This window comes from Pseudomonas sp. KBN12P06040, from assembly GCF_037574965.1.
Classification (GTDB): Bacteria; Pseudomonadota; Gammaproteobacteria; order Pseudomonadales; family Pseudomonadaceae; genus Pseudomonas; species Pseudomonas aeruginosa.
The window spans coordinates 2,929,315-2,956,051 of record NZ_JBBELS010000001.1 but is presented as its reverse complement, the minus strand read 5'-3'; the positions used below and the strand labels follow the sequence as shown (position 1 = coordinate 2,956,051).

At 69.0% G+C, this 26,737-nt stretch carries 24 protein-coding genes; 17 read left to right on the top strand and 7 right to left on the bottom strand.

Features of this window, described 5'->3' with window-relative positions:
• Nucleotides 1-28 precede the first annotated feature (28 nt).
• From VQ067_RS13980 to VQ067_RS13970, 3 genes are all read left to right on the top strand, one after another.
• Complete coding sequence (locus VQ067_RS13980) at nt 29-922, top strand: LysR family transcriptional regulator (RefSeq protein ID WP_003111387.1); 894 nt, start codon at nt 29-31, stop codon at nt 920-922.
• Nucleotides 923-1,025: 103 nt separating this feature from the next.
• Nucleotides 1,026-2,324 carry an NAD(P)/FAD-dependent oxidoreductase gene (locus VQ067_RS13975; protein WP_003089406.1) on the top strand — a complete coding sequence of 433 codons (1,299 nt, stop codon included), beginning with the start codon at nt 1,026-1,028 and terminating at the stop codon, nt 2,322-2,324.
• A 32-nt stretch (nt 2,325-2,356) separates the two neighbouring features.
• Nucleotides 2,357-2,722 (top strand): cupin domain-containing protein, encoded by a 366-nt coding sequence (locus VQ067_RS13970; protein ID WP_003089408.1) that lies wholly within the window; start codon nt 2,357-2,359, stop codon nt 2,720-2,722.
• A 351-nt stretch (nt 2,723-3,073) separates the two neighbouring features.
• Here VQ067_RS13970 and gntR read toward each other — a convergent pair whose 3' ends face one another.
• The gene (gene gntR, locus VQ067_RS13965) at nt 3,074-4,105 is read right to left on the bottom strand and encodes a LacI family DNA-binding transcriptional regulator GntR (protein WP_003111384.1); all 1,032 of its coding nucleotides are present in this window, start codon (nt 4,103-4,105) and stop codon (nt 3,074-3,076) included.
• A gap of 194 nt (nt 4,106-4,299) precedes the next feature.
• Between gntR and VQ067_RS13960 the strand changes: the two genes are divergently transcribed.
• The 6 genes from VQ067_RS13960 (at nt 4,300) to VQ067_RS13935 (ending at nt 10,976) form a co-directional block, all read left to right on the top strand.
• Entirely contained in the window at nt 4,300-4,821 is a 522-nt protein-coding gene (locus VQ067_RS13960) for a gluconokinase, GntK/IdnK-type (protein ID WP_033939696.1), read from the top strand.
• Nucleotides 4,822-4,921: 100 nt separating this feature from the next.
• A complete protein-coding gene (locus VQ067_RS13955) occupies nt 4,922-6,274 on the top strand; it encodes a GntP family permease (protein WP_003107128.1) in 1,353 nt (450 codons plus the stop codon).
• Between the two features lie 25 nt (nt 6,275-6,299).
• Nucleotides 6,300-6,443 (top strand): hypothetical protein, encoded by a 144-nt coding sequence (locus VQ067_RS13950; RefSeq protein ID WP_003111383.1) that lies wholly within the window; start codon nt 6,300-6,302, stop codon nt 6,441-6,443.
• Nucleotides 6,444-6,607: 164 nt separating this feature from the next.
• Nucleotides 6,608-8,233, top strand: coding sequence for an NADP-dependent glyceraldehyde-3-phosphate dehydrogenase (locus tag VQ067_RS13945; protein ID WP_003089420.1), 1,626 nt, complete (start codon nt 6,608-6,610; stop codon nt 8,231-8,233).
• Nucleotides 8,234-8,450: 217 nt separating this feature from the next.
• Complete coding sequence (locus VQ067_RS13940) at nt 8,451-9,710, top strand: acyl-CoA dehydrogenase family protein (RefSeq protein ID WP_009316108.1); 1,260 nt, start codon at nt 8,451-8,453, stop codon at nt 9,708-9,710.
• A gap of 30 nt (nt 9,711-9,740) precedes the next feature.
• A complete protein-coding gene (locus VQ067_RS13935; protein WP_004349842.1) occupies nt 9,741-10,976 on the top strand; it encodes an SfnB family sulfur acquisition oxidoreductase in 1,236 nt (411 codons plus the stop codon).
• A gap of 59 nt (nt 10,977-11,035) precedes the next feature.
• Here VQ067_RS13935 and VQ067_RS13930 read toward each other — a convergent pair whose 3' ends face one another.
• From VQ067_RS13930 to VQ067_RS13905, 6 genes are all read right to left on the bottom strand, one after another.
• Nucleotides 11,036-12,445: an LLM class flavin-dependent oxidoreductase gene (locus tag VQ067_RS13930; RefSeq protein WP_009316110.1), complete on the bottom strand. Its 1,410-nt coding sequence runs from the start codon at nt 12,443-12,445 to the stop codon at nt 11,036-11,038.
• Between the two features lie 225 nt (nt 12,446-12,670).
• Nucleotides 12,671-13,435, bottom strand: a complete 765-nt coding sequence (locus tag VQ067_RS13925; protein WP_003089428.1) for an ABC transporter permease — start codon at nt 13,433-13,435, stop codon at nt 12,671-12,673.
• Nucleotides 13,432-14,631: an ABC transporter substrate-binding protein gene (locus VQ067_RS13920; RefSeq protein WP_003107732.1), complete on the bottom strand. Its 1,200-nt coding sequence runs from the start codon at nt 14,629-14,631 to the stop codon at nt 13,432-13,434. Before VQ067_RS13920 ends, VQ067_RS13925 begins: the two co-directional genes overlap by 4 nt.
• On the bottom strand, nt 14,597-15,433 hold the full coding sequence (locus VQ067_RS13915; protein WP_033990517.1) for an ABC transporter ATP-binding protein: 837 nt from the start codon (nt 15,431-15,433) through the stop codon (nt 14,597-14,599). Before VQ067_RS13915 ends, VQ067_RS13920 begins: the two co-directional genes overlap by 35 nt.
• The gene (locus VQ067_RS13910) at nt 15,430-16,497 is read right to left on the bottom strand and encodes an acyl-CoA dehydrogenase family protein (RefSeq protein WP_003117847.1); all 1,068 of its coding nucleotides are present in this window, start codon (nt 16,495-16,497) and stop codon (nt 15,430-15,432) included. The genes VQ067_RS13915 and VQ067_RS13910 overlap by 4 nt, the downstream gene beginning before the upstream one ends.
• Before the next feature lie 49 nt (nt 16,498-16,546).
• Nucleotides 16,547-17,107, bottom strand: a complete 561-nt coding sequence (locus tag VQ067_RS13905) for a carboxymuconolactone decarboxylase family protein (protein WP_003089433.1) — start codon at nt 17,105-17,107, stop codon at nt 16,547-16,549.
• Between the two features lie 104 nt (nt 17,108-17,211).
• On the opposite strand from VQ067_RS13905, the gene VQ067_RS13900 reads away from it, so the two are divergent.
• From VQ067_RS13900 to xylB, 8 genes are all read left to right on the top strand, one after another.
• A complete protein-coding gene (locus VQ067_RS13900; RefSeq protein WP_003089436.1) occupies nt 17,212-18,117 on the top strand; it encodes an AraC family transcriptional regulator in 906 nt (301 codons plus the stop codon).
• Between the two features lie 222 nt (nt 18,118-18,339).
• Complete coding sequence (locus tag VQ067_RS13895) at nt 18,340-19,245, top strand: AraC family transcriptional regulator (RefSeq protein ID WP_003089438.1); 906 nt, start codon at nt 18,340-18,342, stop codon at nt 19,243-19,245.
• Between the two features lie 157 nt (nt 19,246-19,402).
• On the top strand, nt 19,403-20,713 hold the full coding sequence (locus VQ067_RS13890; protein WP_003105362.1) for an ABC transporter substrate-binding protein: 1,311 nt from the start codon (nt 19,403-19,405) through the stop codon (nt 20,711-20,713).
• 75 nt (nt 20,714-20,788) lie between these two features.
• On the top strand, nt 20,789-21,721 hold the full coding sequence (locus VQ067_RS13885) for a carbohydrate ABC transporter permease (protein ID WP_340080837.1): 933 nt from the start codon (nt 20,789-20,791) through the stop codon (nt 21,719-21,721).
• Nucleotides 21,722-21,731: 10 nt separating this feature from the next.
• The gene (locus VQ067_RS13880) at nt 21,732-22,565 is read left to right on the top strand and encodes a carbohydrate ABC transporter permease (RefSeq protein WP_003105365.1); all 834 of its coding nucleotides are present in this window, start codon (nt 21,732-21,734) and stop codon (nt 22,563-22,565) included.
• Nucleotides 22,566-22,604: 39 nt separating this feature from the next.
• On the top strand, nt 22,605-23,717 hold the full coding sequence (locus tag VQ067_RS13875) for an ABC transporter ATP-binding protein (RefSeq protein ID WP_003115000.1): 1,113 nt from the start codon (nt 22,605-22,607) through the stop codon (nt 23,715-23,717).
• A gap of 22 nt (nt 23,718-23,739) precedes the next feature.
• Nucleotides 23,740-25,215, top strand: coding sequence for a mannitol dehydrogenase family protein (locus VQ067_RS13870; protein WP_023110020.1), 1,476 nt, complete (start codon nt 23,740-23,742; stop codon nt 25,213-25,215).
• Nucleotides 25,212-26,720 (top strand): xylulokinase, encoded by a 1,509-nt coding sequence (xylB, locus tag VQ067_RS13865; RefSeq protein ID WP_074241393.1) that lies wholly within the window; start codon nt 25,212-25,214, stop codon nt 26,718-26,720. The genes VQ067_RS13870 and xylB overlap by 4 nt, the downstream gene beginning before the upstream one ends.
• The last annotated feature ends 17 nt before the right edge of the window (nt 26,721-26,737 follow it).

Genomic DNA, 26,737 nt, shown 5'->3' with positions numbered 1-26,737 from the left:
ACCTTGATGTCCGTAATCGGAGCCTTGCATGGACAGCCTCAGCGGTTTCACCGTCTTCGTCCGCGTCGCCGAGACCCGCAGCATCGTCGGCGCCGCCCGGACCCTCGGCGTCAGCGCCTCGGCGGTGGGCAAGCGGGTCGCCCGCCTGGAAGAGAAGCTCGGCGTGCGCCTGTTCCACCGCAGCACCCGCAGCATCACCCTGACCGCCGAAGGCAGCCTGTTCCTCGAGCGCAGCCGGCGCATCCTGGCCGAGATCGAAGCCACCGAGCTGGAGCTGTCGCAAAGCCGCGAGACCCCGCGCGGGCGCCTGCGGGTCAGCCTGCCGCTGGTCAGCGGGCTGGTCCTGCCGGCGCTCGCCGATTTCATGCAGGCCTATCCGGACATCGAGCTAGACCTCGACTTCAGCGATCGCGTGGTGGATGTCGTCGACGAAGGCTTCGACGTGGTCCTGCGCACCGGCCAGCCGGTGGATTCGCGGCTGTCCATGCGCGAACTGGGCGAGTTCCAGTTGAAGCTGGTCGGCTCGCCGACCTACTTCGCCCGCCACGGCACGCCACGCTGCCCGGAAGACCTGCTGCGGCACACCTGCCTGCACTACCGCTTCTCCAACACCGGCCGCCTCGAGGAATGGCCGCTGCGCCGCGCGGACGGCGAAGCCCCGCCGCAGATTCCGGTGTCGATGGTCTGCAACAACATCGAGACCCGCGTCTGCTTCGCCCTGCGCGACCAGGGCATCGCCTGCCTGCCGGACTTCTCGATCCGCGAGGCGCTGCGCGAAGGACGCCTGGTCAGCGTCCTCGACGCCTTCTGCGAGCGCCGCGCGCGGTTCTTCCTGCTCTGGCCGTCCGGCCGCCAGGTCTCGCCCAAGCTGCGCGCCTTCATCGACTTCGTCGCGCCACGGGTGATCGCCACGCTGGGCTGAAGCGCGCCTGGCAGGGCCGGTCAAGCCGGCGGCAGACAGGAGCAAGACCGCGGCGGCCTCGGAGCGTCTAATAGGTACATCCACCCCTTGCCAGGCCGCATCCATGATCAACATCGAGACGCCGACCTACTACACGGCGACCAAGAAGTACGAGCTGTCCTTCCCCTCCCTGGAAACCGACCTGGACGCCGACGTGGTGGTGATCGGCGGCGGCTTCTCCGGCATCAACACCGCGCTGGAACTGGCCGAGCACGGCATCACCGACATCGTCGTGCTGGAGGCCCGCCACCTCGGCTTCGGCGGTACCGGGCGCAACGGCGGGCAGATCATGGCCGGCATCGGCCACGACCTGGAGAAGATCCGCAAGGACGTCGGCGAGGACGGCCTGCGTGCGATCTTCGAGATCAGCGACCTCGGCGCCGACATCATCAAGGGCCGTATCGAGAAGTACGCCATCGACGCCGACTTCTGCCACGGCTACGGTTACATGGGCTTCAACGCGCGCCAGGCGAAGACCCTGCAGGCCTGGGAAAAGGAGTTCCGGTCGCTCGGCTCGCCCCATGAGATCCGTTACCTGCACGGTGCCGAGGTGCGCCAGATCATCGGCTCGGACGCCTACGGCAGCGCCCTGCTGCACATGGGCGGCGGCCATGTGCACTCGCTCAACCTGCTGCTCGGCGAAGCCAAGGCGCTGGCCGGCCTCGGCGCACGGATATTCGAATACAGCCCGGCGCTGGAGGTGCAATACGGCGAGCGCATCCGCGTGCGCACGGCCAAGGGCTCGGTCACCGCGAACAAGCTGCTCTGGGCCTGCGACAGCTTCCTCAACCGGCTCGAACCCGAGCTGCACCGCACCACCATCAATACCTACGCGTTCCAGATGATGACCGAGCCGCTGCCGGACGAACTGATCCAGCGGATCAGCCCGATCCGCGGCGCCTACAGCGACATCCGCCCGGTCATCGACTACTACCGGGTGACCAACGAGAACCGCCTGCTGTTCGGCGCCGCCACGCCCTTCGTCGAACGCATACCCGGCGACCTCAAGGCCTGGAACCGCAAGCTGATGCTGAAGATCTTCCCCTACCTGGAGCACGTCCGCATCGACCTCGCCTGGGGTGGGCCGATGGCTTGCAGCGCCAACCTGTTCCCGCAGATCGGCAGCCTCTCGGGGCGGCCCAACGCGTTCTTCGTCCAGGGTTATTCCGGGTTCGGCGTGACCCCCAGCCACATCGTCTGCAAGGTCCTCGCCGAAGGCATGAGCGAAGGCTCGGCGCGCTACGACCTGCTCAGCTCGGTGCGCCGCATCCCGATCCACGGCAAGGACCACTTCCGCCCGCTGCTGCTCAGCGCGGGCAAGACCTGGCACCAGCTCTCCGGCTACTGGAACGGCCGGCGCTGAAACCTACCGATCACTCTACAAGGAGCATTCCCATGGCCATTACCGTTATCCGCCACGGCATCACCCTCGATGAACTGGACGCCTGGGGCAGCGTCGCCGACCTCGGCTCGGAGATCCTCGAAGGCGAGGTGAAAGCCTTCGGCAAGATGACCGCCGGCGCCCCCACCGACCCGGTCAGCGCCGCCTACTTCGGCACCACCGCCGGCAAGTTCCGCATGACCTATCCGTTCAGCGAACAGGCCACGGTGGTCAGCGGCGAGGTCCGCCTCACCGACGAGTCCACCGGCCAGAGCACGCTCTACAAGGCCGGCGACAGCTGGTTCGTCAGCAAGGGCACCCCGGTGCTCTGGGAGGTTGCCGACGGCGGCTTCGTCAAGCATTACTACGCGGTGGCTTGAGACACCGGCGTAACGGCGAGCCATTACGCCCGGAGGCGCTGCCAGCCCTCGACACGCCCCCGTAGGGCGAATAACCGCTCGCGGTTATCCGCCGTGAAACCCGGCGTAACGGCGGATAGCGCCTGCGGCGCTATTCGCCCTACCGGCAAGCCGTTACGCCCGGCGACGCTGCCCAACCCTCGACATGTCCCCGTAGGGCGAATAACCGCTCGCGGTTATCCGCCGTGAAACCCGGCGTAACGGCGGATAGCGCCCGCGGCGCTATTCGCCCTACCCGGCAAGCCGTTCCGTCCGGCGGCGCTGCCCAACCCTCGACATGTCCCTGAACGGCCGCACCGTCGGGCCGCGGGTTCAGGTGCTCTCCCGCGCCATCAGCTCGAACCCCATGTCCAGCGCGCTATCGCGCACCTCCTTGCCGGCGATCAGCGCCAGCAACTGCTCCGCCGCGCGCCGGCCGATGGCTTCGCGCGGGGTGCGGATGCTGCTCAGGCGCGGGACCGTGCAGTCCGAACCCGGCAGGTCGTTGAAACCGAGCACGGCGATCTGCTCCGGCACCTTGACCCCACGGCGCAGGGCCTCCAACAGCGCGCCCTGGGCCAGGTCGTCGTTGCAGAAGAACACCCCGTCGACCTGCGGCTGGCTGGCCAGCAACTGCACGAAGAGTTCGCCGCCGAGGGCCACCGAGGACGGCCGCGGCGTAAGGATTTCCAGCCCCGGGTCGTAGCAGCCGGCTTTTTGCAAGGCGCGGCGGAACCCCTCGCCGCGCAGCAGGGTGCGCTGGTCGAGCTGGGCGCCGATGTAGGCCAGGCGCCTGCGGCCGCGTGCCAGCAGGTGCTCGGCAGCGGCCTCGCCGGCGCGCAACTGGGAGAAGCCGACGCAATTGAGCCCGGCGCCGGAGTCCAGGTCCATCATGTACACGCAGGGAATGCCACTGGCCTCGATCATCCGCCGGGCGCTCTCGGTGCGCTCGAAGCCGGTCAGCAGCAGGCCGCGCGGCTGGTAGGCCAGGTAGTTGCGGATCAGGTCCTCTTCCTCGTTGCGCGAGTAGTGAAAGTTGCCGATCAGCACCTCCAGGCCCTGCGGCCGCAGTACCGCGTGGATCGCCTCGAGGGTCTCGATGAACAGCAGGTTGGCCAGCGACGGCACCAGCACCGCCACGCTGTGGCTTTGCGCCGAGGCCAGCGCGCGCGCCGCGGGGTTGGCCACGTAGCCGAGTTCGCGGGCGGCGTCGCGGACCTTCTGCGCCAGTTCTTCGGCGACGCTGGCGACGCCGCGCAACGCGCGCGACGCGGTGATCGGGCTGACCCCGGCGCGGCGCGCGACTTCGTTGAGGGTGGGACGTCCGGTGGTTCGCGTGTTCTTGTCGTTCTTGGTGATGCTCATCGTGGCCTGCTTGCCAAACAAAATTCCAGGCACTAAGGTAGCGCTGTCTCGCGACCTGGGCAATCGCCTGAGGCGGCCTGTCCGCCACTGCCCGCGCGGGATTCGACAGACCACAACGACAAGAAGGCGGAGCCAGGCTCGCGCGATTTTTTCCAGGTCGCAAAGACAGCGCTGTCTCACGCTTGAGGTGTTCCATGCATCCATCCCTCCAAGCCCTGGTCATCATGGGTGTCGCCGGTTGCGGCAAGTCCAGCGTCAGCCAGGCCCTCTGCCAGCGCAGCGGCGCCCACGGCATCGAAGGCGACAGCTTCCATCCCGCCGCCAACATCCGCAAGATGAGCGCCGGCATCCCCCTCACCGACGACGACCGCGCCGGCTGGCTGGACACCCTCGCCGAGCAGCTGCGCCAGGCGGTGGCCGCCGGCAAGCTGCCGGTACTGACCTGTTCCGCCCTCAAGCGCGCCTACCGCGACCGGTTGCGCCGCGCGGTGCCCGGCCTCGGCATCGTCTACCTGGAACTGACCCCGGCGGTCGCCGCCGAGCGCGTCGCCCAGCGCCCCGGCCACTTCATGCCGGCGACCCTGATCGACAGCCAGTTCGCCGCCCTCGAGCCGCCGCTCGACGAACCCCTGACCCTGCGCCTGGACGCCACCCTGCCGGTGGAATGCCTGGCGCAGGCCGCCCACGCCTGGTGGCTGGAGCACGCCGCCGCCTGAAGTCTTTCGCTTGTCCGACAAAGATAGCGCTACCCCGAAAAGGCGCTTCCTTCAATGAAACAGCAACTCCGGTAGAACAACGACAAAAGGAGAGCCCTCCATGTTCGGCATGTCACACGATGCCTACCTGCTCCTCGACGCCCTGGTGACCATCATCGGCCTGATCGTGCTGATCACCCGCTTCAAGGTGCATCCCTTCATCGCCCTGATCATCGCCGCCGGCTTCCTCGGCCTGACCTCGGGGATGCCGGTGGAGAAGATCGTCAAATCCTTCCAGGACGGCTTCGGCGGCGTGCTCGGCTTCGTCGGCGTGATCCTCGCCCTGGGCACCATGCTCGGCAAGCTGATGGCCGATTCCGGCGGCGCCGACCAGATCGCCCGCACCCTGATCCGCGCCTTCGGCAAGGAGCGGGTGCACTGGTCGATGATGCTCGCCGCGTTCCTGGTGGGCATCCCGCTGTTCTTCGAGATCGGCTTCATCCTGCTGATCCCGCTGGTGTTCATCGTCGCCCGGCGCAGCGGCGTGTCCCTGATCAAGATCGGCATCCCGTTGCTCGCCGGCCTTTCCGCGGTGCACGGTCTGGTGCCGCCGCACCCCGGCCCGCTGCTGGCGATCGGCGTGTTCGGCGCCGACATCGGCAAGACCATCCTCTACGGCCTGATCGTCGCCCTGCCCACCGCCGCCATCGCCGGCCCACTGTTCGGCGCGCTGGTCTCGCGCTACATCCCCGGCACGCCATCGGCGGAACTGGTCGAGCAGATCGCCCACGAGCCCGAGACCCAGGACCTGCCCAGCTTCGGCGTGACCCTGGCGACCGTGCTGCTGCCGGTGTTCCTGATGCTGCTGAAGACCTTCGCCGACGTCGCCTTCCCCGATGGCCACGCGTTCCGCGCCTGGATGGACATGATCGGCCATCCGATCAGCGCCCTGCTCCTGGCCCTGCTGGTGGCGCTCTATACCTTCGGCTACGCCCGTGGCTTCGACTCGAAGAAGATCCTCAGGCTGCTCGACCAGAGCCTGGCGCCGACCGCCGCCATCGTGATGATCATCGGCGCCGGCGGCGGCTTCAAGCAGATGCTGGTGGCCAGCGGGGTCGGCGACGTCATCGGCCATCTCGCGGTGAACGCGCAGATCTCGCCGATCCTGCTGGCCTGGCTGGTGGCCGCGGTGATCCGCATCGCCACCGGCTCGGCCACCGTCGCCACCATCACCGGGGCCGGCATCGTGGTGCCGGTGATCGACCTGATTCCCGGCGTCAACCGCGAGTTGCTGGTGCTCGCCACCGGCGCCGGCTCGCTGATCCTCTCCCATGTCAACGACGCCGGGTTCTGGCTGGTCAAGCAGTACTTCAACATGAGCGTCAGCGAGACCTTCAAGACCTGGACCGCGATGGAGACCATCCTCTCCGTGGTCGGCCTGGTCTTCATCCTGTTGCTGTCGCTGGTGCTCTGAGCACCAGCCCGACCGGAGTCCAGCCATGACCGAACCGATGCAACGCCCCGACCACGAAGCCTCGCGCTGGCCGCGCGACTTCGATATCCGCCAGCGCTATGCCGAGCAGCAGGAATTGCTTGAGCCGCCGCCGGCGCAGCCCCGCGAAGAGCCTACCGCCGACGCCTGAAGCCAGACGGTGCCGTGCCTTTGCTCCCGCCTCCCCGCGAAGTGGGAGCAAAGGCTGACTTCCGGCAACTGCGCGACGGTTTTCCTGCTGAAACGATTTACCTTCGCCCCGGACCGCGCTACAACAGTCCCATGCCTTTCACCCACGTCATTCGAGGACCCGCCATGACCGCCCCGCTCCACCTCGATTCGCTGTTTCCCAGCCTCGACGCCATTCCCGAGCAGTACCGCCCCGACGCCCCCATCGAGCAGCGCGACTACCTGGTCGACGGCCAACTGCGACATTGGGACGGCCCGCTGGCGCCGGTACGCAGCCCGGTATTCCTCGCCGAGGCCGACGGCGAGCGCCAGGTGATCCTCGGCAGCACCCCGCTGCTCGACGCCGACGCCGCGCTCGCCGCGCTCGACGCCGCGGTGCGGGCCTACGACCACGGCCAGGGCCTGTGGCCGAACCTGCGGGTGGCCGAGCGCATCCAGCACGTCGAACGCTTCCTGGCGCGGATGCGCGAGCAACGCGAGGCGGTGGTCAAGCTGCTGATGTGGGAAATCGGCAAGAACCTCAAGGACTCCGAGAAAGAGTTCGACCGCACCTGCGACTACATCGTCGATACCATCGAAGCGCTGAAGGAACTCGACCGCCGCTCCAGCCGTTTCGAGCTGGAACAGGGCACCCTCGGCCAGATCCGCCGGGTGCCGCTGGGCGTGGCGCTGTGCATGGGGCCGTACAACTACCCGCTGAACGAAACCTTCACCACCCTGATCCCGGCGCTGATCATGGGCAATACGGTGGTGTTCAAGCCGGCCAAGTTCGGCGTGCTGCTGATCCGCCCGCTGCTGGAAGCCTTCCGCGACAGCTTCCCGCCGGGAGTGATCAACGTCATCTACGGACGCGGCCGGGAAACCGTGTCGGCGCTGATGGCCAGCGGCAAGGTCGACGTGTTCGCCTTCATCGGCACCCATTCCGGCGCCAGCGACCTGAAGAAGCTGCACCCCCGCCCGCACCGCCTGCGCGCCGCCCTCGGCCTGGACGCGAAGAACCCGGGCATCGTCCTGCCGCAGGTCGACCTGGACAACGCGGTGAACGAGGCGGTCACCGGCGCGCTGTCCTTCAACGGCCAGCGCTGCACCGCGCTGAAGATCCTGTTCGTCCACGAAAGCGTGCTGCAACCGTTCCTCGACAAGTTCAGCGCGCGCCTGGCCAGCCTCAAGCCGGGCATGCCGTGGGAACCGGGAGTGGCGCTGACGCCGCTGCCGGAGCCGGGCAAGGTCGACTACCTCGAAGGCCTGCTGAACGACGCCCTGGCCAAGGGCGCACGAGTGGTCAATGCGGGCGGCGGCGAGCATCGGCAAAGTTTCTTCTACCCCGCTCTGCTGAGTCCGGTGAGCCCGGACATGCGCCTCTACCACGAGGAGCAGTTCGGTCCGCTGGTGCCGGTGGTGCCCTATCGCGAGCTGGACGAGGTGATCGACTACGTCCTGCGCTCCGACTACGGCCAGCAGTTGAGCCTGTTCGGCAACGACCCGGCGCAGATCGGCCGGCTGGTCGACGCCTTCGCCAACCAGGTCGGCCGGATCAACGTCAACGCCCAGTGCCAGCGCGGCCCGGACAGCTACCCGTTCAACGGCCGGAAGAATTCGGCGGAAGGCACCCTGTCGGTCCATGACGCGCTGCGGGTGTTCTCCATCCGCACCCTGGTGGCGACCCGCGACACCGAGGCGAACAAGACCCTGGTCAGCGAGATCATCCGCAACCGCGCGTCGAACTTCCTCACCACCGACTACATCTTCTGAAGCGCCTGTCCCTCTCCCGCCGGGAGAGGGACCTGCCGCCACCTCCCCCACTGTCCGCCAGGCAGCAGCCGCGCAACAGGCTGCCGCCCCGGCAACACCTCCTGCTCGCGCGAACCCGCGCAACCAGTGGCCTGCGCGGGTCGGCACAGGCTGTGCAACAGCCCGGACTCCAGGGTAGCCGTCGACCGGACGGCCCCGCTGCCTACCAGGAGTCCGCATGAACGCCCGCGTCCATCCCGAAGCCACCGCCGCCAGTCTCTCCGAAGGCGCCGACTACGAACTGCTCGCCCAGCGTTTCCGACCGATCTTCGCGCGCATCGCCGAAGGCGCCGTCGAGCGCGAACGGCAACGCGAACTGCCCCACGAGGCGATCGCCTGGCTCAAGCAGGCCGGCTTCGGCGCCGTGCGCGTGCCGCGCGAGCACGGCGGCGCCGGCGCCTCGCTGCCGCAGTTGGTTCAGTTGCTGATCGAACTGGCCGAGGCCGACTCCAACATCACCCAGGCCCTGCGCGGCCACTTCGCCTTCGTCGAGGACCGTCTCAATGCCGAGCCCGGCCCTGGCCGCGACCGTTGGCTGCGGCGCTTCGTCGAGGGCGACCTGGTCGGCTGCGCCTGGACCGAGGTCGGTTCGGTACGGCTGGGCGAAGTGCTCACCCGCGTCTCGCGCAAGGACGACGGTCGCTGGGTGGTGAACGGCAGCAAGTACTACAGCACCGGTAGCCTCTTCTCCGACTGGATCGATCTGTATGCCCAGCGCGACGACACCGGCGCCGACGTGATCGCGGCGATCCGCACCGACCAGCCCGGCGTGCGCCAGAGCGACGACTGGGACGGCTTCGGCCAGCGCACCACCGGCAGCGGCACGTCGCGGTTCGAGGACGCCGAGGTGGAGGAAGAGAACCTCATCGACTTCGCCAGCCGCTTCAAGTACCAGACCGCGTTCTACCAGTTGGTCCTGCTCGCGGTGCTGGCCGGCACCGGCCGCGCCGCCTTGCGCGACGTCGCCGCCGAGGTGCGCGGGCGGACCCGTATCTACAGCCACGGCAATGCCCCGCGAGTCAGCCAGGATCCCCAGGTGCAGCAGGTGGTCGGGCGCATCGCCGCGCGCGTCTACGCCGCCGAGGCGGCCACCCTGCGCGCCGCCGAAGCGGCCCAGCGCGCCTACCTGGCGCGCTTCGTAGGCGACCCGCAGGCGGAGAAGGAGGCCAATGTCGCCGCCGAGATCGAATCGGCCAAGGCCCAGGCGATCGTCGCCGAACTGGTGTTGCAGGCCACCAGCGAGCTGTTCGACGCCAGCGGCGCTTCCGCCGTCGGCCGCGGCAAGCAGCTCGACCGCCACTGGCGCAATGCGCGCACCGCCGCCTCGCACAATCCCCTGATCTACAAGCAACGGATCGTCGGCGACTGGGAGATCAACGGCAGCGAGCCGCCCTACGTCTGGCAGATCGGCAGCGGTCCGGCCACGGCGTCCCGCTGAACCTCGCCCATCCCATCGCAAGGAGTTGCCATGAGCGCACTGGAAAAGAACGCCGCCGATCCCTATCGGCAACCGCTGCCACGGACCCCGGCCCGGCGCATCGCCGACGACGCCGAGGCGATCCGCGTCGCCCACGAACTGGCCGGGCTGTTCGCCGAGGAAGCCTCGCTGCGCGACCGCCAGCGCCGGCTGCCGGTGGCCGAACTGGAAGCCTTCTCGCAGAGCGGCCTGTGGGGCATCAGCGTACCGCGCGCCTACGGCGGCGCCGAGGTCGGCTACCGGACCCTGGCCGAAGTACTGAAGACCATCGCCGCGGTAGACCCGTCCCTGGCGCAGTTGCCGCAGAACCACCTGGCGGTGCTCGACCATTTGCGCCTGGACGGCAGCGAGGAGCAGAAACGCTTCTTCTACGGCCTGGTGCTAGACGGCGTGCGCTTCGGCAACGCCTTCTCCGAACGCCACAGCCGTACCGTCGCCGAATTCCAGACACGAGTGCTGGCGGATGGCGACGGGTTCCGCATCGACGGCCGCAAGTTCTATTCGAGCGGCGCCCTGCTCGCCCACTGGGTACCGGCCGTCGGCCTCGACGCCGAGCAGCGCGCGCACCTGGCGTTCATCCCGCGCGACGCGCCGGGGCTGACGGTGATCGACGACTGGTCCGGCTTCGGCCAGCGCACCACCGCCAGCGGCACCGTCATCCTGGACAACGTGCGGGTGCCGGCCGAGCACGTCATCCCGGTGCACCGCGCCTTCGACCGCCCCACCGCCGCCGGCGCCGTATCGCAGTTCATCCAGGCCGCCATCGACGCCGGCATCGCCCGTGGCATCCTCGCCGAGACCGTGCAGCAGGTGCGCCGCCACGCGCGGCCATGGATAGACGCCAACCAGCAGCATGCCTGGGAAGACCCCTACACCATCCAGCAGGTCGGCGACCTGCGCATCCGCGTGCGCGCCGCGGAAGCCGTGCTCGACCTGGCGGCCGACGCCATCGAAGCGGCGCTCGCCGCCCCCGACGAGGAGAGCGTGGCCGCCGCCTCGATCGCGGTGGCCGAGGCCAAGGTGCTCACCACCGAAGCCGCCCTGCTCGCCGCCAACCGGCTGTTCGAACTGGCCGGCACGCGCTCGACCCTGGAGGAACTCAATCTCGACCGCCACTGGCGCAACGCCCGCACCCACACCCTGCATGACCCGGTGCGCTGGAAATACCATGCCATCGGCAACTACCAGTTGAATGGGGTGAAGCCACCGCGGCACGCCTGGCTCTAGGAGCCGTCCCGGGTCCTGGGGCGGATATCGCCACCGGCGTCATCCGCCGTCCGCCCAGGTCAGGCCGGCAGCGCGTTGCGCCCGGCCTCCTTCTCCCAGAGCGCCCGCAGGTCGCGATAGCCGGCCGCCGGATGGGAATCCGGCAGCCGCGGGCCGTCGCCGAACAACTTCTCGCGCAGAGTCCCCGGCGCATATTCGGTCTTGTACACCCCGCGCTTCTGCAACTCCGGCACCAGCAATTCGACCACGTCGCTGAAGGTTTCGTGGGCCAGCGCATAGGCCAGGTTGAAGCCATCCACGTCGGTGTCCTCCACCCACTCCTGCAACAGGTCGGCGACGGTCGCCGGGCTGCCGACGAACAGCGGGCCGAAGCCGCCGATACCGACCCAGTCGGCCAGCTCGCGGACCGTCCAGGTGCGCTTCGGATCGGCGCTGGAAAACGCTTCCACCGCCGATTGGATGGCATTGGTGTGGATGTGCCGCAGCACCTGGTCCGGCCGATACTGGCCGAAGTCGATCCCGGTCCAGCCGGAGATCAGCGCCAGGGCGCCTTCGTAGCTGACGAAGGCGCGGTATTCGTCGAACTTGGCCCTGGCCTTGGCGTCGGTTTCGCCCAGCACCACCGTCTGCAGGTTGAACACCAGTACCTTGCGCGGATCGCGGCCGGCCTCGGCGACGCGCTGGCGGATGTCGGCGACCGCCTGCTTGAGCACGGTCTTCGATGGCGCGGCGACGAACACGCACTCGGCGTGCTCGGCGGCGAAGCGCTTGCCACGACTCGACGCGCCGGCCTGGTAGAGCACCGGCGTGCGCTGCGGCGACGGTTCGCAGAGATGGATGCCGGGTACCTGGAAGTGCTCGCCGACATGGCGGATCTCGTGGATCTTGCCCGGGTCGCTGAAGATCCTTCGGCGACGGTCGCGGAGCACCGCTCCGTCCTCCCAACTGCCTTCGAAGAGCTTGTAGAGCACCTGTAGGTATTCGTCGGCATAGTCGTAGCGGCGGTCGTGGTCGAGCTGGGCCTGCTGGCCGAGGTTGCGCGCGCCGCTTTCCAGGTAGGAGGTCACTACGTTCCAGCCGATCCGGCCCTTGGTCAGGTGGTCCAGGGTCGAGAGTCGGCGGGCGAAGGGATAGGGATGCTCGAAGGACAGCGAGGCGGTCAGGCCGAAGCCCAGGTGGCGAGTCACCGCGGCCATCGGCGTGATCAGCGCCAGCGGGTCGTTCACCGGTACCTGGGCGGCCTGGCGGATCGCCGCGTCGCCATTGCCGTCGAGCACATCGTAGATGCCCAGCACGTCGGCGATGAACAGTCCGTCGAAACGGCCGCGTTCGAGCAACCGCGCCAGGTCGGTCCAGTACTCCAGGTCCTTGTACTGCGAGGAGCGGTCGCGCGGATGCGCCCAGAGGCCGGGCGACTGGTGGCCGACACAGTTCATTTCGAAGGCGTTGAGACGGATTTCGCGCGGCATGGGGACTCCTTGGCTTGCCTGTGCATCCGGCACCCCGTGCACAGCCCGTGCCGGGCCGCGGGGCCGCGCCGGACAAGGCCTGGGTGGCAAGCCCCTGTCACTGTGCGGGCGCAACTGCTGGGCAAGTGTTGGTGGATCAACACATTCGCCCGCCCCACCCGAGCCCCGAACCCCGTAGGGCGAATAGCGCCCCGGCGCTATCCGCCAGCGCACCGGTACCTCGTCCTACCCGAGCGCTCCGTGCGCCCAGCGCCGGTAGAGTCCGCGCGCCGCGGCGTCGAGCAGGTAGCCGAGCAGGCCGATCAGCAGCACCATCGCCATCAGCTCGGAGTACGCCAGGCGATCGCGGGTGTCGAGGATGTAGTAGCCGAGCCCGGCGCTGACGCCGAGCATCTCGCAGGGCACCAGGACGATCCAGAGGATGCCGATGGCCAGGCGCACGCCGGTCAGCACATGGCCGAGGATGCCCGGCAGGATCACCCGGCGCAGGGTTTCCCAGGGCGTGGCGGCGAGGCTGCGGCTCAGTTGCAGCCAGCGCGGGTCGAGCTGGCGCACGCCGGCGGCGGTATTCAGCAGGATCGGCCAGAGCGCGGCGAAGGCCAGCAGGAAATAGATCGGCTGGTCGCCCACGCCCATCAGCATCACCGCGATGGGCATCCACGACAGCGGCGAGATCATCCGCAGGAACTGGAACGCCGGAGTGGTCGCCGCTTCCAGGTTGCGCGAGGCGCCCACCAGCAGCCCCAGCGGCACTCCCACCAGCAGCGCCAGGAACAAGCCCAGCAGGACCCGTTTCAGGCTCACCAGCACATGCTCGTAGAGTTCGCGGCGCTCCAGCAGTTCACCCAGGCTGAGCAACGTCGCCTGCGGCGAGAAGCGTGCCGAAAGGCCGTCGGCGGCGCCGAACAGGGCCACGCCGAGCCACCACAGGGCGAACAGCGCCAGCAGCCCGGCAACGCCCAGCGCACCCTGGCGCAGGGTCTGCCTCACGGGCTGATCTCCTCGCTGCGCTGGAAGCCCTCGGCGAGGCCGAACGCCTGCAACCCGCCGACCTCTGCCAGGGCCTGGCGGACGAAGCGGTCGTCCACCAGATCACTGGCCACCTGGCGCGGATCGAGGCTGGCGAGGAAGGCATTATTGCCTTCGATCAGGGTGTCTTTCAGCCGCCGCACCAGTTCCTCGGTGTAGCTCGGATAGGGATAGGGCTGGAAGTCGATGCGCCGCTCCTGCCAGTCGGCGTGGCGGATCGCGCCGCTGGCGAGATAGGCCTGCTGCTCCTCGGCGCCCGGCGCCAGCACCCGGCCGAGGACCTCCGGCGCGTGCGGCGTGTAGCGGTTGGCTCCGGCCTTGGACAGCAACTGTGCGGCCTCGGCGCGGTGCTCGCGAGTCCATAGCTGGGCCTTGACGATGGCGTTGACCACCTTTTGCGACCACTGCGGCCGCCGCTCCAGGTCGTGTTCGTGCATGAACACCACGCAGCAGGCGTGGTTGCGCCAGACATCGCCGGTGAAACGCTGTACCCGGCCGACCTTGAGGTTCTCCGCCAGGGCGTTGAACGGCTCGGCGACGATGTAGCCGTGGATGCGCTTGCTGGCCAGCGCCGGCGGCATGTCCGAAGGTGGCAGCACCACCAGGTTGACCTCGTCGGCGGCCAGCGCCGCGCCCACCGCTCGGCTCACCGCGCGCAGGCCGTTGTCGCGCAGCAGTTGCTGCAACACCACGTTGTGGATCGAGTACCAGAACGGGATCGCCACGCTCTTGCCGCCGAGCTGGCGCACGTCGGCGATCTCCGGAGCCACCGTGAGCCCCGAGCCGCCGACGTGGTTCCAGGCCACCACCTTGGCCGGCACCTTGCTGCCGTAGCGGGCCCAGACGGTCATCGGCGACAGCAGGTGGATGACGTTGACCTGGCCGGAGATGAACGCCTCGATCACCTGCGCCCAGCTACGCAACAGCACCGGCCGTTCGGCCTGGATGCCCTCGGCCTCGAACAGGCCGTTGGCATGGGCCACCAGCAAGGGCGTGGCGTCGGTGATCGGCAGGTAGCCGATGCGCACCGGCGCGTCGGGTTCGGCGGCGGCACGCGCCTGCAGGCTGCTCAGCAGCGGCAACGCGCCGGCGGCGCTGAGCAGCGCGGCGAGCTTGAGGATGTCACGTCGGGAATGGGTCGGGTCGTCCAGGCACATGGGAGGCCTCCGGCTGAGCGATGGGATGGGCATGGGTGCGGCTCGCCCGCCGTAGGGTTTTCAGGATCTCGATGCGCAACGCGCCCAGTTCCTCGACCAGCTCCGCGCGTGGCTGCGGCAGGTCGATGCGCCACTCGCCGAGGGTCCGCGCCGGGCTGTCACCCAGTAGCAGGATGCGTTCGGAGAGCAGCAGGGCCTCGTCGATATCGTGGGTGATCAGGAGCACGGCGGTGCCGCGCTCGTGGATCGCCCGCAGCAGCAGCTGCTGCATGTCGGCGCGGGTCACTTCGTCCAGCGCGCCGAAAGGTTCGTCGAGCAGCAGCACCTTCGGCTGCCGCGCCAGGCAGCGGGCCAGCGCGGTGCGCTGGGCCATGCCGCCGGAGAGTTGCGCCGGGTAGCGGGCACGGGCGTGCTCCAGGCCGACCGCGGCGATCGCCTGGTCGACGCGGGCCTGGCGGGTGGCCGCGTCGAGGTGCGGCTGGCGGGCGAAATCGAGGCCGAAGGCGACGTTCTTCTCCAGGTTCAGCCAGGGCAGCAGGCTGGGGTCCTGGAACGCCACCGCGACGCCCGGATGCGGTCCGCGCAGGGGCTCGCCGAGTACCCGCACGCTGCCGGCGGCCGGCTCCTGCAGGCCGGCCAGCACGCGCAGCAGGCTGGACTTGCCGACGCCGCTGGGACCGAGGATCGAGACTACCTCGCCGGCACCCAGGCGCAATTCGAAATCGCCGAGCACCGCCTGCCAGCCGGCACCGCGCGGATAGCCGAGGGCGATCCCGCGAGCGTCGAGGAGCGCCTCGCTCATGCCTTGGCCTCGGCCTGGCGTTGCAGTTCGGCGCGCAGTTGCACCAGGCTCGGGGTGACGATCGGGACGAACGCCGACTCGCGCCAGCGGCGGGCGAAACCGGCGCCGTGCTCGCTCAGGTAGGCCTTGCCGCCGCTGGCCTGCAACTCCAGTTGCACGGCATTGGCGGCGGCTTCGGCGAGCCCGATGCGGATGCGGAACAGGCGTGCCGGCTGACTGGCGAACTCGCCGCTGGCCAGTCCGGCGTGCAGCGCCGCCACGTGCCCGTCGAGGGTTTCGCGCTGTGCCGCCAGCTCGCCATCCAGGAGCGAACGGCTGCCGCCCAGGTGCCGCTGCACTTCGTCCAGTGCGCGGCGCGCCAGGCCGATGGCCATGCCGCATTGCAGGCCGAGGAAGGCCGGGCGCACCCGTGGCAGGAACTGCCGGGCGTCGTCGTGCAACAGCCAGTCGCGCCCGACCGCCACCGCGCGCAGATCGAGGGCGGCGGTGTTGCTGCATTGCAGGCCGAGCAGGCGCAGGTCCGCCGAGCGCTGCAAGCCGGCGAGGCCTTCGGGAATCGCCAGGACGAAGGGCTTGCCGCCCTCCCCGTGTTCGATCGCCGCCGCCACCACGAAATCGCCGCTGCGCAGGTTGGTCACCCACGGCAGGCGACCGTCCAGGCGCCAGCCGGCCTCCTCCGCGTGCGCCACCACCTGCAGCGCCTCGATCCCGGAAAGGAACTTCATCGCGTTGGACAGCCCGGTGGCGCCGGCCAGGCGGCCGGCCAGCAGGTCGCCGAGCAGGCGTTGGCGCAGTTCCTGGTTGGGACTCTGCAACAGGTACTCGATGAAGGCGCGCTGGCCCCAGAAGACGAACGCCGCGGTCAGCGAGCGCGCCGCCACTGCGGCCACCCGCTCCACCGCGTCGGCGAGCGTGCCGCCGGCGCCGCCGAGGCGTTCCTCCACCGCCACGCCGAGCACGCCGGCGGCGGCCAGGCGCGGCAGCAGCGCGGCGGGATCGGCGTCGCCGCGGTCGAGGGCGTCGGCCTGGCGGTCGAGCCAGTCGCTCAGGGTCGGGTCAAGCATGGTCGTCACTCCTTGCGCCGGCGCGGCATGCCGCCCGGCAAGCGCAGGCTCAGGCCTGCGGGTTGGTCCAGCGATATTGCTCCAGCTCGGCATTGAGCGGCGTGCGGGCGAACACGTTGGCGAAGTTGCAGAGCGTCGCCAGGCTCACCCCGAGGATCACTTCCAGGGCCTGGGCCTGGTCGAAACCGGCGGCGCGGAAGGCTTCGAACTGCTCGTCGGTGACCGCACCGCGGCTGGCGATCACCGCGCGGGTGAAGTCGGCCAGGGCTTCGTAGCGGGCATCGGGCAGTTCGCCGCGGGCGCGCAGGGCCTCGATCACCGGCTCCGGCAGGCGCGCCTTGTTGCGCGCCACCGCGGTGTGCCCGGCAACGCAGAAGTCGCAGCCATGGGTGGTGGCCGCCACCAGTTGCACCACTTCCCGCTCGGGCAGGCCGAGGCTGGCCTTGGCGTTCAGCCCGGACACGGTGAGGTAGGTTTCCAGGGCGGCCGGCGCATTGGCCAGCACGCCGAGCAGATTCGGGATATAACCCGAGTTGTTCAGCGCGGTCTGGAGGAACGGACGCGCCGCCTCGGGGGCGTTTTCCAGGGTGAGCACGGGAACGCGTGACATGCTTTCGACTCCGGTGGTTGAGGTGTCGAAGAAGTCTCTTGGTAATAAGAAATCCATTCAATATTCTAAAGTCGCTATCACTTGCTCTTGAGTCTTTCCCTTAGATGAATTCGTCCAACCCCCTTGTCGATTGGTTATTAGACAGCCTTGAAGTCGACACCAGCCTGTTCCATGTCGGTCGCTACTGCGGCGGCTGGCATGCCTCCACCCACGGTCTGGCGCGTGCCAGCTTCCACCTGGTGGTGCAGGGACACTGCTGGGCGCACGTCGCCGGAAGCGCCCGGGGCTGGCGACTGGACAGCGGCGACGCGCTGTTCTTCCTGCGCGACGTCGAGTTCCGCCTGTCCAGCGAGGCCACCGCCGAGGCAGCGCGCTGCCAGCCGCGTGGCGAAATGCAGGCGCTGGAGTGGAACGCGGCGGACGGTGCCGGCCTGGTCTGCGGGTTCTTCCACTTCCATTCGGGATTGTCCGGGCTGATCGTCGACGCCCTGCCCGACTGGCTGATCCTGCGCGCCGGCGATCCGGCGCTGGACGCGGCGCGACGCCTGTTCGCCCTGATCGTCGACGAGTGCCGCCGCCAGCCGGCGCCGTCGCCGGTTCTGCTGGAGCGCCTCAGCCACCTGCTGTTCCTCTACGTGTTGCGCCAGCAGGTGCTCGACAACCCGACCCTCGGCGGCCTGGTGGCACTGGCACGCCAGCCGCAGTTCGCCGGCCTGCTGGAAGCGCTGATCGAGGCACCCGAACAGCCCTGGAGCCTGGAACAGATGGCCGAACGCACCGGACTCTCGCGCTCGGCCTTCTTCAAGCGCTTCAACGAACTCAGCGGTCAGTCGCCGGGGCAGGTCCTGCTGGCCCTGCGCATGCACCGCGCCTGCGCCCTGCTGCGCGCCGACGCCAGCGTCGCCGAGGTCGCGGCGGCGGTCGGCTACCAGTCCACCGCCGCCTTCACCCGTGCCTTCCACAAGGCCACCGGGCAGCAGCCGGGGGCCTATCGCAAGGCCAGCCGCTGATCGCCGGAGGCCGATCGGCAGCGAGCAGGCCAACGGCGCTGAAGCGGGGTCGAAGAGCGCGCGCCTCGACAACCGCCCGGTCCGCAACGGCAACCCGGACCACGCCACGCCCCGGCCTTGGGGTGGATGGCGGCGGACAGCGCCACGGCCGCTGCCCGCCCCTGCACAGCCCCGCCGCTTCGGGCTAGGATGTGCCTTCGTTCCCCCGGTCGGCCCGCGCCCATGCCCAGAGCCAGCAAAGTCACCGATCCGTCCTACGAGCTGATGGACGACCACGAAGGCCATTCGCTGATCTACCGCCAGCACGGCTTCCCCAGCCCGCTGGTGCGCTGGCACTTCCACAAGGAATACGAACTGCACCTGATCGTCGCCAGCTCCGGCAAGGTATTCATCGGCGACTACATCGGCAACTTCGCCCCCGACACCCTGTTCCTCACCGGCCCCAACCTGCCGCACAACTGGATCAGCCAGGTCGAGCCCGACGAGGTGGTGGCCCGGCGCGACATGCTGGTGAACTTCACTGACGAGGTGCTGGAGGACGGCAGCGGCGTATTCTCCGAGCTGAACCGCCTGGCCCCGCTGCTGGCGCGGGCGCGCTACGGCATCGAGTTCCGCGACCCGGCGCTGATCGGCGAAAGCCGGCGACTGTTGCAACGCATCGCCGACAGCGGCGGCATGACCCGCCTGGGATACTTTTTTATCCTCATGGAACAGCTCGCCGAATGCGAGGACTACCAGTTGCTCTCCACCGTCACTTCCTCGCAACTGGCCGACGAGCACAACGTCGAACGGATCAACCGGGCGGTGGACTACATCTTCCAGCACTACGCCCAGGACCTCACCCAGGAGCAGGTCGCCGCCCACCTGGGCATGACCCCCACCTACTTCTCGCGCTTCTTCAAGCAGGCCGCCGGGCGCGGCTTCGTCGAGTTCGTCAACCGCCTGCGCATCAGCAAGTCCTGCGAGCTGCTGGCCCGCAGCGAGCTGCCGGTGACCGAGGTGTGCTTCGAGTCGGGCTTCAGCAACCTGTCCAATTTCAACCGGCGCTTCCAGCAGCTCAAGGGCATGACGCCCACCGGCTACCGGCGCCTGGTGACCCAGCGGCTGACCGAGCAGAACCTGCTCTGAGCCTCCAGCGCCCCACCCCGGCGGTGCAAAAAAGTATCGGTCGAAGTGCAGTCGAGGCTTTGTCGGTTGCGTGACGCGCCTGTGTAATCGGCAGCGAGCGACACAAAAACAATAATGTCTTCCGCGCCGCCCGCCGGCCCGGAAGAGGAGTTCACCGATGAACGACTCGATCAAGGCCTGCCTGGCCGCCGCCTGCCTCGCCCTGCCCCTGCTGGCCCAGGGCGCCGAGACCCTGACCATCGCCACGGTCAACAACAACGACATGATCCGCATGCAACGCCTGTCCAAGGTGTTCGAGGAAAGCCACCCGGACATCGCGCTGAAATGGGTGGTGCTCGAAGAGAACGTCCTGCGCCAGCGCCTGACCACCGACATCGCCACCCAGGGCGGACAGTTCGACCTGCTCACCATCGGCATGTACGAAGCCGCGCTGTGGGGCGCCAAGGGCTGGCTGGAGCCGATGAGCGGGCTGCCCGCCGACTACGCCCTGGACGACCTGTTGCCCTCGGTGCGCGACGGTCTCTCCGTCAAGGGCACGCTGTACGCCCTGCCGTTCTACGCCGAAGCCTCGATCACCTACTACCGCAAGGACCTGTTCCAGCAGGCCGGGCTGCGGATGCCCGAGCAACCGACCTGGACCCAGCTCGGCGAGTTCGCCGCCAGGCTCAACCGCCCGGACCAGGGCCAGTACGGCATCTGCCTGCGCGGCAAGGCCGGCTGGGGCGAGAACATGGCGTTGATCGGCACCCTGGCCAACGCCTTCGGCGCACGCTGGTTCGACGAGCGATGGCAGCCCGAATTCAGCGGCGGCGAATGGAAGAAGGCTCTCGACTTCTATGTCTCCACCCTCAAGCGGTACGGCCCGCCCGGCGCTTCCAGCAACGGATTCAACGAGAACCTGGCGCTGTTCAACAGCGGCAAGTGCGCGATCTGGGTGGACGCCAGCGTCGCCGGTTCGTTCGTCACCGACAAGAGCCAGAGCAAGGTCGCCGACGCCACCGGCTTCGCCTTCGCCCCCCGGGAAGTCACCGACAAGGGCGCCTCCTGGCTGTATTCCTGGGCCCTGGCGATTCCCGCCAGCTCGCGCGCCAAGGACGCGGCGAAGGCCTTCGCCACCTGGGCCACCTCGCAGGCGTACGGCAAGCTGGTGGCGGACAGGGAAGGCGTAGCCAACGTGCCGCCCGGCACCCGCGCCTCGACCTACAGCGAGGCCTACCTGGCCGCCGCGCCGTTCGCGCGGGTCACCCTGGAATCGCTGAAGCGCGTCGATCCCAACCATCCGACGCTGAAGCCGGTGCCCTATGTCGGCATCCAGTTGGTCACCATCCCCGAGTTCCAGGCCATCGGCACCCAGGTCGGCAAGCTGTTCTCCGCCGCCCTCACCGGGCAGATGAGCAGCGACCAGGCGCTCGCCGCCGCGCAGCAGAGCACCGCCCGCGAGATGAAGCGCGCCGGCTATCCGAAGTAGTCCGCCGCCGGGCGCAGCCGCGCCCGGCGCGGCGCTGCTCGAGCGCTTGCCCTTGAAGATCCAGACGGAGTCGCCATGAACACCTCGGCCCTCGATACCCCGCTCCCGGCCCGTCCCGCCCGCCGCCGTCTCCAGCGCCGCCGGCGCGGCCCTGGCTGGCTCCTGGTCAGCCCCTCGGTGGCGCTGCTGCTGTTGTGGATGATCGTGCCCCTGGGCATGACCCTGTATTTCTCGCTGATCCGCTACAACCTGCTGTATCCCGGCGAGAATGCCTTCGTCGGCCTGGAGAACTTCACCTTCTTCGTCACCGACGCCGGCTTCCTGCCCGGCGCGCTGAACACCCTGCTGCTGGTGGGCAGCGTGCTGGCGATCAGCGTGGCGTTCGGCGTGCTCATCGCCGCGCTGCTGGAGGCCGGCGAGTTCTTCGGCCGCGGCGCGGTGCGGGTGTTGCTGATCTCGCCGTTCTTCATCATGCCGACGGTGAGCGCGCTGCTCTGGAAGAACCTGATCTTCCACCCGGTCTCGGGCATCCTCGCCGCCGTCTGGCGCCTGTTCGGCGCCGAGCCGGTGGATTGGCTGGCGCACTATCCGCTGCTGTCGATCATCCTCATCGTCTCCTGGCAATGGCTGCCCTTCGCCATCCTGATCCTGATGACCGCCATGCAGTCCCTCGACCAGGAGCAGAAGGAGGCTGCCCGCCTCGACGGCGCCGGTCCGCTGGCGATCTTCTGGCACCTGACCCTGCCGCACCTGGCGCGGCCCATCGCGGTGGTGCTGATGATCGAGACGATCTTCCTGCTCTCGGTGTTCGCCGAGATCTTCACCACCACCAGCGGCGGCCCCGGCTACGAATCGACCAACCTCGCCTACCTGATCTACAACCAGGCGCTGCTGCAGTTCGATGTCGGCATGGCCTCGGCCGGGGGCCTGATCGCGGTGCTGATCACCAATATCGCCGCCATCGTGCTGGTGCGGATGATCGGCAAGAACCTTACCGAGCGCAGCTGAGGAACCCGCCATGCTGACACTCAAGCAATCCCGCCGCCTGCGCAATGCCCTGCTCGGCCTGCTCTGCTGGGGCATCGCCCTGCTGCTGTTCTTCCCGATCTTCTGGATGCTGCTGACCAGCTTCAAGAGCGAGATCGACGCCTTCGCCACGCCGCCGCAGTTCATCTTCCAGCCGACCCTGGAGAACTACCTGCACATCAACGAGCGCAGCGACTACTTCGCCTACGCCTGGAACTCGCTGCTGATCTCCTCCTCGGCGACTCTCCTGTGCATGCTCGTCGCGGTGCCGGCGGCCTACTCCATGGCCTTCTTTGAGACCCGCCACACCAAGCGCACGCTGCTCTGGATGCTGTCGACCAAGATGCTTCCGCCGGTCGGCGTACTGATGCCGATCTACCTGCTGGCCAAGCAGTTCGGCCTGCTCGATTCGCGGCTGGCGCTGATCATCGTCTACACCCTGATCAACCTGCCGATCGTGGTCTGGATGGTGTACACCTACTTCAAGGACATCCCCGTGGACATCCTCGAAGCAGCGCGCCTGGACGGCGCCGGCACCTGGCAGGAGATCGTCCGCGTACTGCTGCCGATCGCCCGCGGCGGGCTCGCCTCGACCCTGCTGCTGTCGCTGATCCTGTGTTGGAACGAGGCCTTCTGGTCGCTCAACCTGACCTCCTCGGCCGCCGCCCCGCTGACCGCCCTGGTCGCCTCCTATTCCAGCCCCGAAGGACTGTTCTGGGCCAAGCTCTCGGCCGTCTCCACCCTCGCCTGCGCGCCGATCCTGGTCTTCGGCTGGATCAGCCAGAAGCAGCTGGTACGCGGCCTTTCCTTCGGCGCCGTGAAATGAAGCGCATCCCCATCCTTTCGTCCACGGAGGTATTCCGCCATGGCTGATCTCAAGATCCGCAACCTGCAGAAAGGCTTCGACGGCCAGGCCATCATCAAGGGCATCGACCTCGACGTCCGCGACCGCGAGTTCGTAGTCTTCGTCGGCCCCTCCGGCTGCGGCAAGTCGACCCTGCTGCGCCTGATCGCCGGCCTCGAAGAGGCCAGCGGCGGCAGCATCGCCCTCGACGGCACGGACATCACCGACACCCCGCCGGCGAAACGCGACCTGGCGATGGTCTTCCAGACCTACGCGCTGTACCCGCACATGACGGTGCGCAGGAACCTCTCCTTCGCCCTCGACCTGGCCGGCGTCGACAAGCGCGAGGTCGCCGCCAAGGTCGACGCCGCCGCACGCATCCTCGAACTGCAAGCGCTGCTGGAGCGCAAGCCGCGCCAGCTCTCCGGCGGCCAACGGCAGCGGGTGGCGATCGGCCGGGCGATCGTGCGCAACCCGAAGATATTCCTCTTCGACGAACCGCTGTCCAACCTCGACGCCGCCCTGCGCGTGCAGATGCGCCTGGAACTGGCGCGGCTGCACCAGGAACTGGCGGCGACCATGATCTACGTGACCCACGACCAGGTCGAGGCGATGACCCTGGCGGACAAGGTCGTGGTGCTCAACGGCGGGCGCGTCGAGCAGGTCGGCTCGCCGCTGGAGCTTTACCACCATCCGGCCAACCTGTTCGTCGCCGGCTTCCTCGGCACGCCGAAGATGGGCTTCCTGCGCGGCCATCTCAGCCGCAACCAGGGCGAGCGCTGCGAGGTCGCCCTCGAATGCGGCGCGCGCGTCGGCCTGCCGCTATGCGCCGGCGAGCTGGCCACCGGCAGCCCGGTGACCCTCGGCATCCGCCCGGAACACCTGAACATCGCCCGCCCGGGCCATGCCTTCCAGGGCCTGCTGCGGGTCGCCGCCGACGTCAGCGAGCGCCTGGGCAGCGACAGCTTCTGCCATGTCCGCGCCGACTCGGGGGAAATGCTCACCCTGCGCGTGCGCGGCGATTTCGCACCGGACTACGGCGCCCCCCTGGAGCTGGGCTTCGATCCGGAGCACTGCCACCTGTTCGACAGCAACGGCCAGGCCCTCGACAAACGACTGCAACAGGCGGCCTGAAGCCGCCAGCGGGAACCCACCGATGAAACTCAACCGGCAGCACCTCCCCCTGCTGGCGACCGCTGTCGCCCGCCCGTCCTACGACCCCGCGCAACTGCGCCAGGGCATCGTCCACATCGGTGTCGGCGGCTTCCACCGCGCGCACCAGGCGGCCTACACCGACGCCCTGATGAACCGCGGCGAAGCCCTCGACTGGGCGATCTGCGGCGCCGGCCTGCGCAGCGACGACCGCGCCATGCACGACGCCCTGGCCGCCCAGGACTACCTCTACACCCTCTACGAGCTGGGCGACCAACCGGACACCGAGGTCCGCGTGATCGGCGCCATCAGCGGCATGCTGCTCGCCGAGGACGGCGCCGAGGCGCTGCTGGAAAAACTTGCCGAGCCGGCCATCCGCATCGTCTCGCTGACCATCACCGAAGGCGGCTACTGCATCGACGACGGCAGCGGCGAGTTCCTCGCCGAGTTGCCGCTGGTGCGCCACGACCTGGCCAACCCGCGGACCCCGCGCGGGGTCTTCGGCTTTCTCTGCGAGGCTCTGCGGCGGCGCCGCGACACAGGCGTGCCGGCGTTCACCGTGATGTCCTGCGACAACCTCCCGCACAACGGCGAGGTGGCGCGCAAGGCGCTGCTGGCCTTCGCCGAACGGCTCGACCCGGGGCTGGCGCGCTGGATCGCGACGCACGTCAGCTTTCCCAACGCCATGGTCGACCGCATCACCCCGATGACCAGCCCCGCCCACCGCCGCCAACTGGCCCAACGGCACGGCGTGGAAGACGCCTGGCCGGTGGTCTGCGAACCCTTCGTGCAATGGGTGCTGGAAGATCGTTTCAGCGCTGGGCGCCCGGCCTGGGAAAAGGTCGGCGTGCAGTTCACCGACGACGTCACGCCCTACGAGGAGATGAAGATCGGCCTGCTCAACGGCAGCCACCTGGCGCTCACCTACCTGGGCTTCCTGCGCGGCTACCGCTTCGTCCACGAGACCCTCGGCGACCCGCTGCTGCGTCGCTACGTGCGGGCCTTCATGGACCGCGACGTGGCCCCGCTGCTGGCACCGGTACCGGGGATCGACCTGGAACGCTACAAGGACAGCCTGGTCGAGCGCTTCGCCAACCGCGCCATCGCCGACCAACTGGAACGGGTCTGCTCGGACGGCTCGTCGAAGTTTCCCAAGTTCATCGTCCCCACCGCCAATCGGCTGATCGCCGCCGGCCGGCCGCTGGAACGGGTGGCCCTGGTGGTGGCGGCCTGGGCGCTGTACCTGGGCGGGGTCGACGAGCATGGCGAACGCTACCCGATTCCCGATCCGCGCGCCGCCGAATGCCAGGCGCTGGTTGCCGAACGCCACGGCCTGGGCCGGCGCCTGCTCGGCGTGGAGACCGTGTTCGGCCCGGCGATCCCGGCCTCGGCGGCCTTCGTCGAGGCCTTCGAGCGGCTCTACGACAGCCTGCGCCGACACGGCGTCAGCGAAACCCTGCGCCAGGTACTCGGCGAATGACTCCGGAGGGCCGCATGCACGGATTGTTCCTCGGCATCGATTGCGGCACCCAAGGCAGCAAGGCGCTGCTGCTCGACGCCGGCAGCGGCCGCACGCTGGGCCTGGGCAGCGCCGCGCAGCGCCCGCCGGAAGGCCGCGACGGACGCCGCGAGCAGGACCCGGCGGACTGGCTGGAAGCCATGGCCAGCGCGGTACGCATGGCCCTGGAAGAAGCCGCGGTGGACGGCCGCGAGGTCCGCGCCCTGGCGGTTTCCGCCCAGCAGCATGGGCTGCTCCTGCTCGACGCCGAGGGCCGGGCGCTGCGCCCGGCCAAGCTCTGGTGCGACACCGAGAGCGCGGCGGAGAACCGTGAGCTGCTGGAAGCCCTCGGCGGCCCGGCCGGCTCGCTGGAACGCCTGGGACTGGTGCTCGCGCCGGGCTACACGCTGTCCAAGCTGCTCTGGAGCAGGCGCCGCTTTCCCGAGCTGTTCGCCCGCGTCGCGCACATCCTCCTGCCCCACGACTACCTCAACCACTGGCTCACCGGCCGCGTCTGCAGCGAAGCGGGCGACGCCTCCGGCAGCGGCTACTTCGACGTGCGCCGGCGCACCTGGGCCAGCGACGTGCTGGAGCTGGTCGAGCCGGGCGGACGCCTGGCGGCGGCGCTGCCGGAGCTGATCGAGCCCGGCGCCTGCATCGGCAACCTGCGCCCCGAAGCGGCCGCCGCCCTCGGCCTGGCTCCCCACACGCGGGTCGCCTGCGGCGGCGGCGACAACATGCTCGCCGCCATCGGCACCGGCAACATCCGCCCCGGCCTGCTCACCGCCAGCCTGGGCACCTCCGGCACCCTGGCCGCCTATGCCGAGCGGCCGCTGGTCAGTCCGCACGGCGAGCTGGCGACCTTCTGCGCCTCGTCCGGCGGCTGGCTGCCGCTGGCCTGCACGATGAACCTCACCGGCGCCTGCGGCCTGGTACAGGACCTGCTGCACCTCGATCTCGACGAATTCTCCCGGCTGGCCGCCCAGGCGCCGGTCGGCGCCGAGGGTCTGCTGATGCTGCCGTTCTTCGACGGCGAGCGGGTTCCGGCGCTACCGCACGCCAGCGCCAGCCTGCATGGCATGACCGCGGCCAACCTGAGCCGAGCCAATCTTTGCCGGGCGGTGCTCGAAGGCACCGCCTTCGGCCTGCGCTACGGCCTCGACCTGCTGCGCGCCAGCGGCCTGCCGGGCGAGGAAATCCGCCTGGTCGGCGGCGCGGCGAAGAGCCCGCTGTGGCGGCGGACGCTCGCCGACCTGCTCGGCCTGCCGCTGGTCTGTCCACGGCAGACCGAGGCCGCCGCCCTTGGCGCGGCGCTCCAGGCGGCCTGGAGCCTGGGCCGCGAAAGCGGCGCCGGTGAAAGCCTGGAAGCCCTGTGCCGGCGCTGCGTGGCGCTCGACGAGGCGACCCGCACCCAGCCCCAGGCGCGACGACAGGCAGCCTACGAACAGGCCTACCGGCGTTACCTGGAGCTCCTGCCTCCGCGATAATGGTCGCTTTCCTTCCT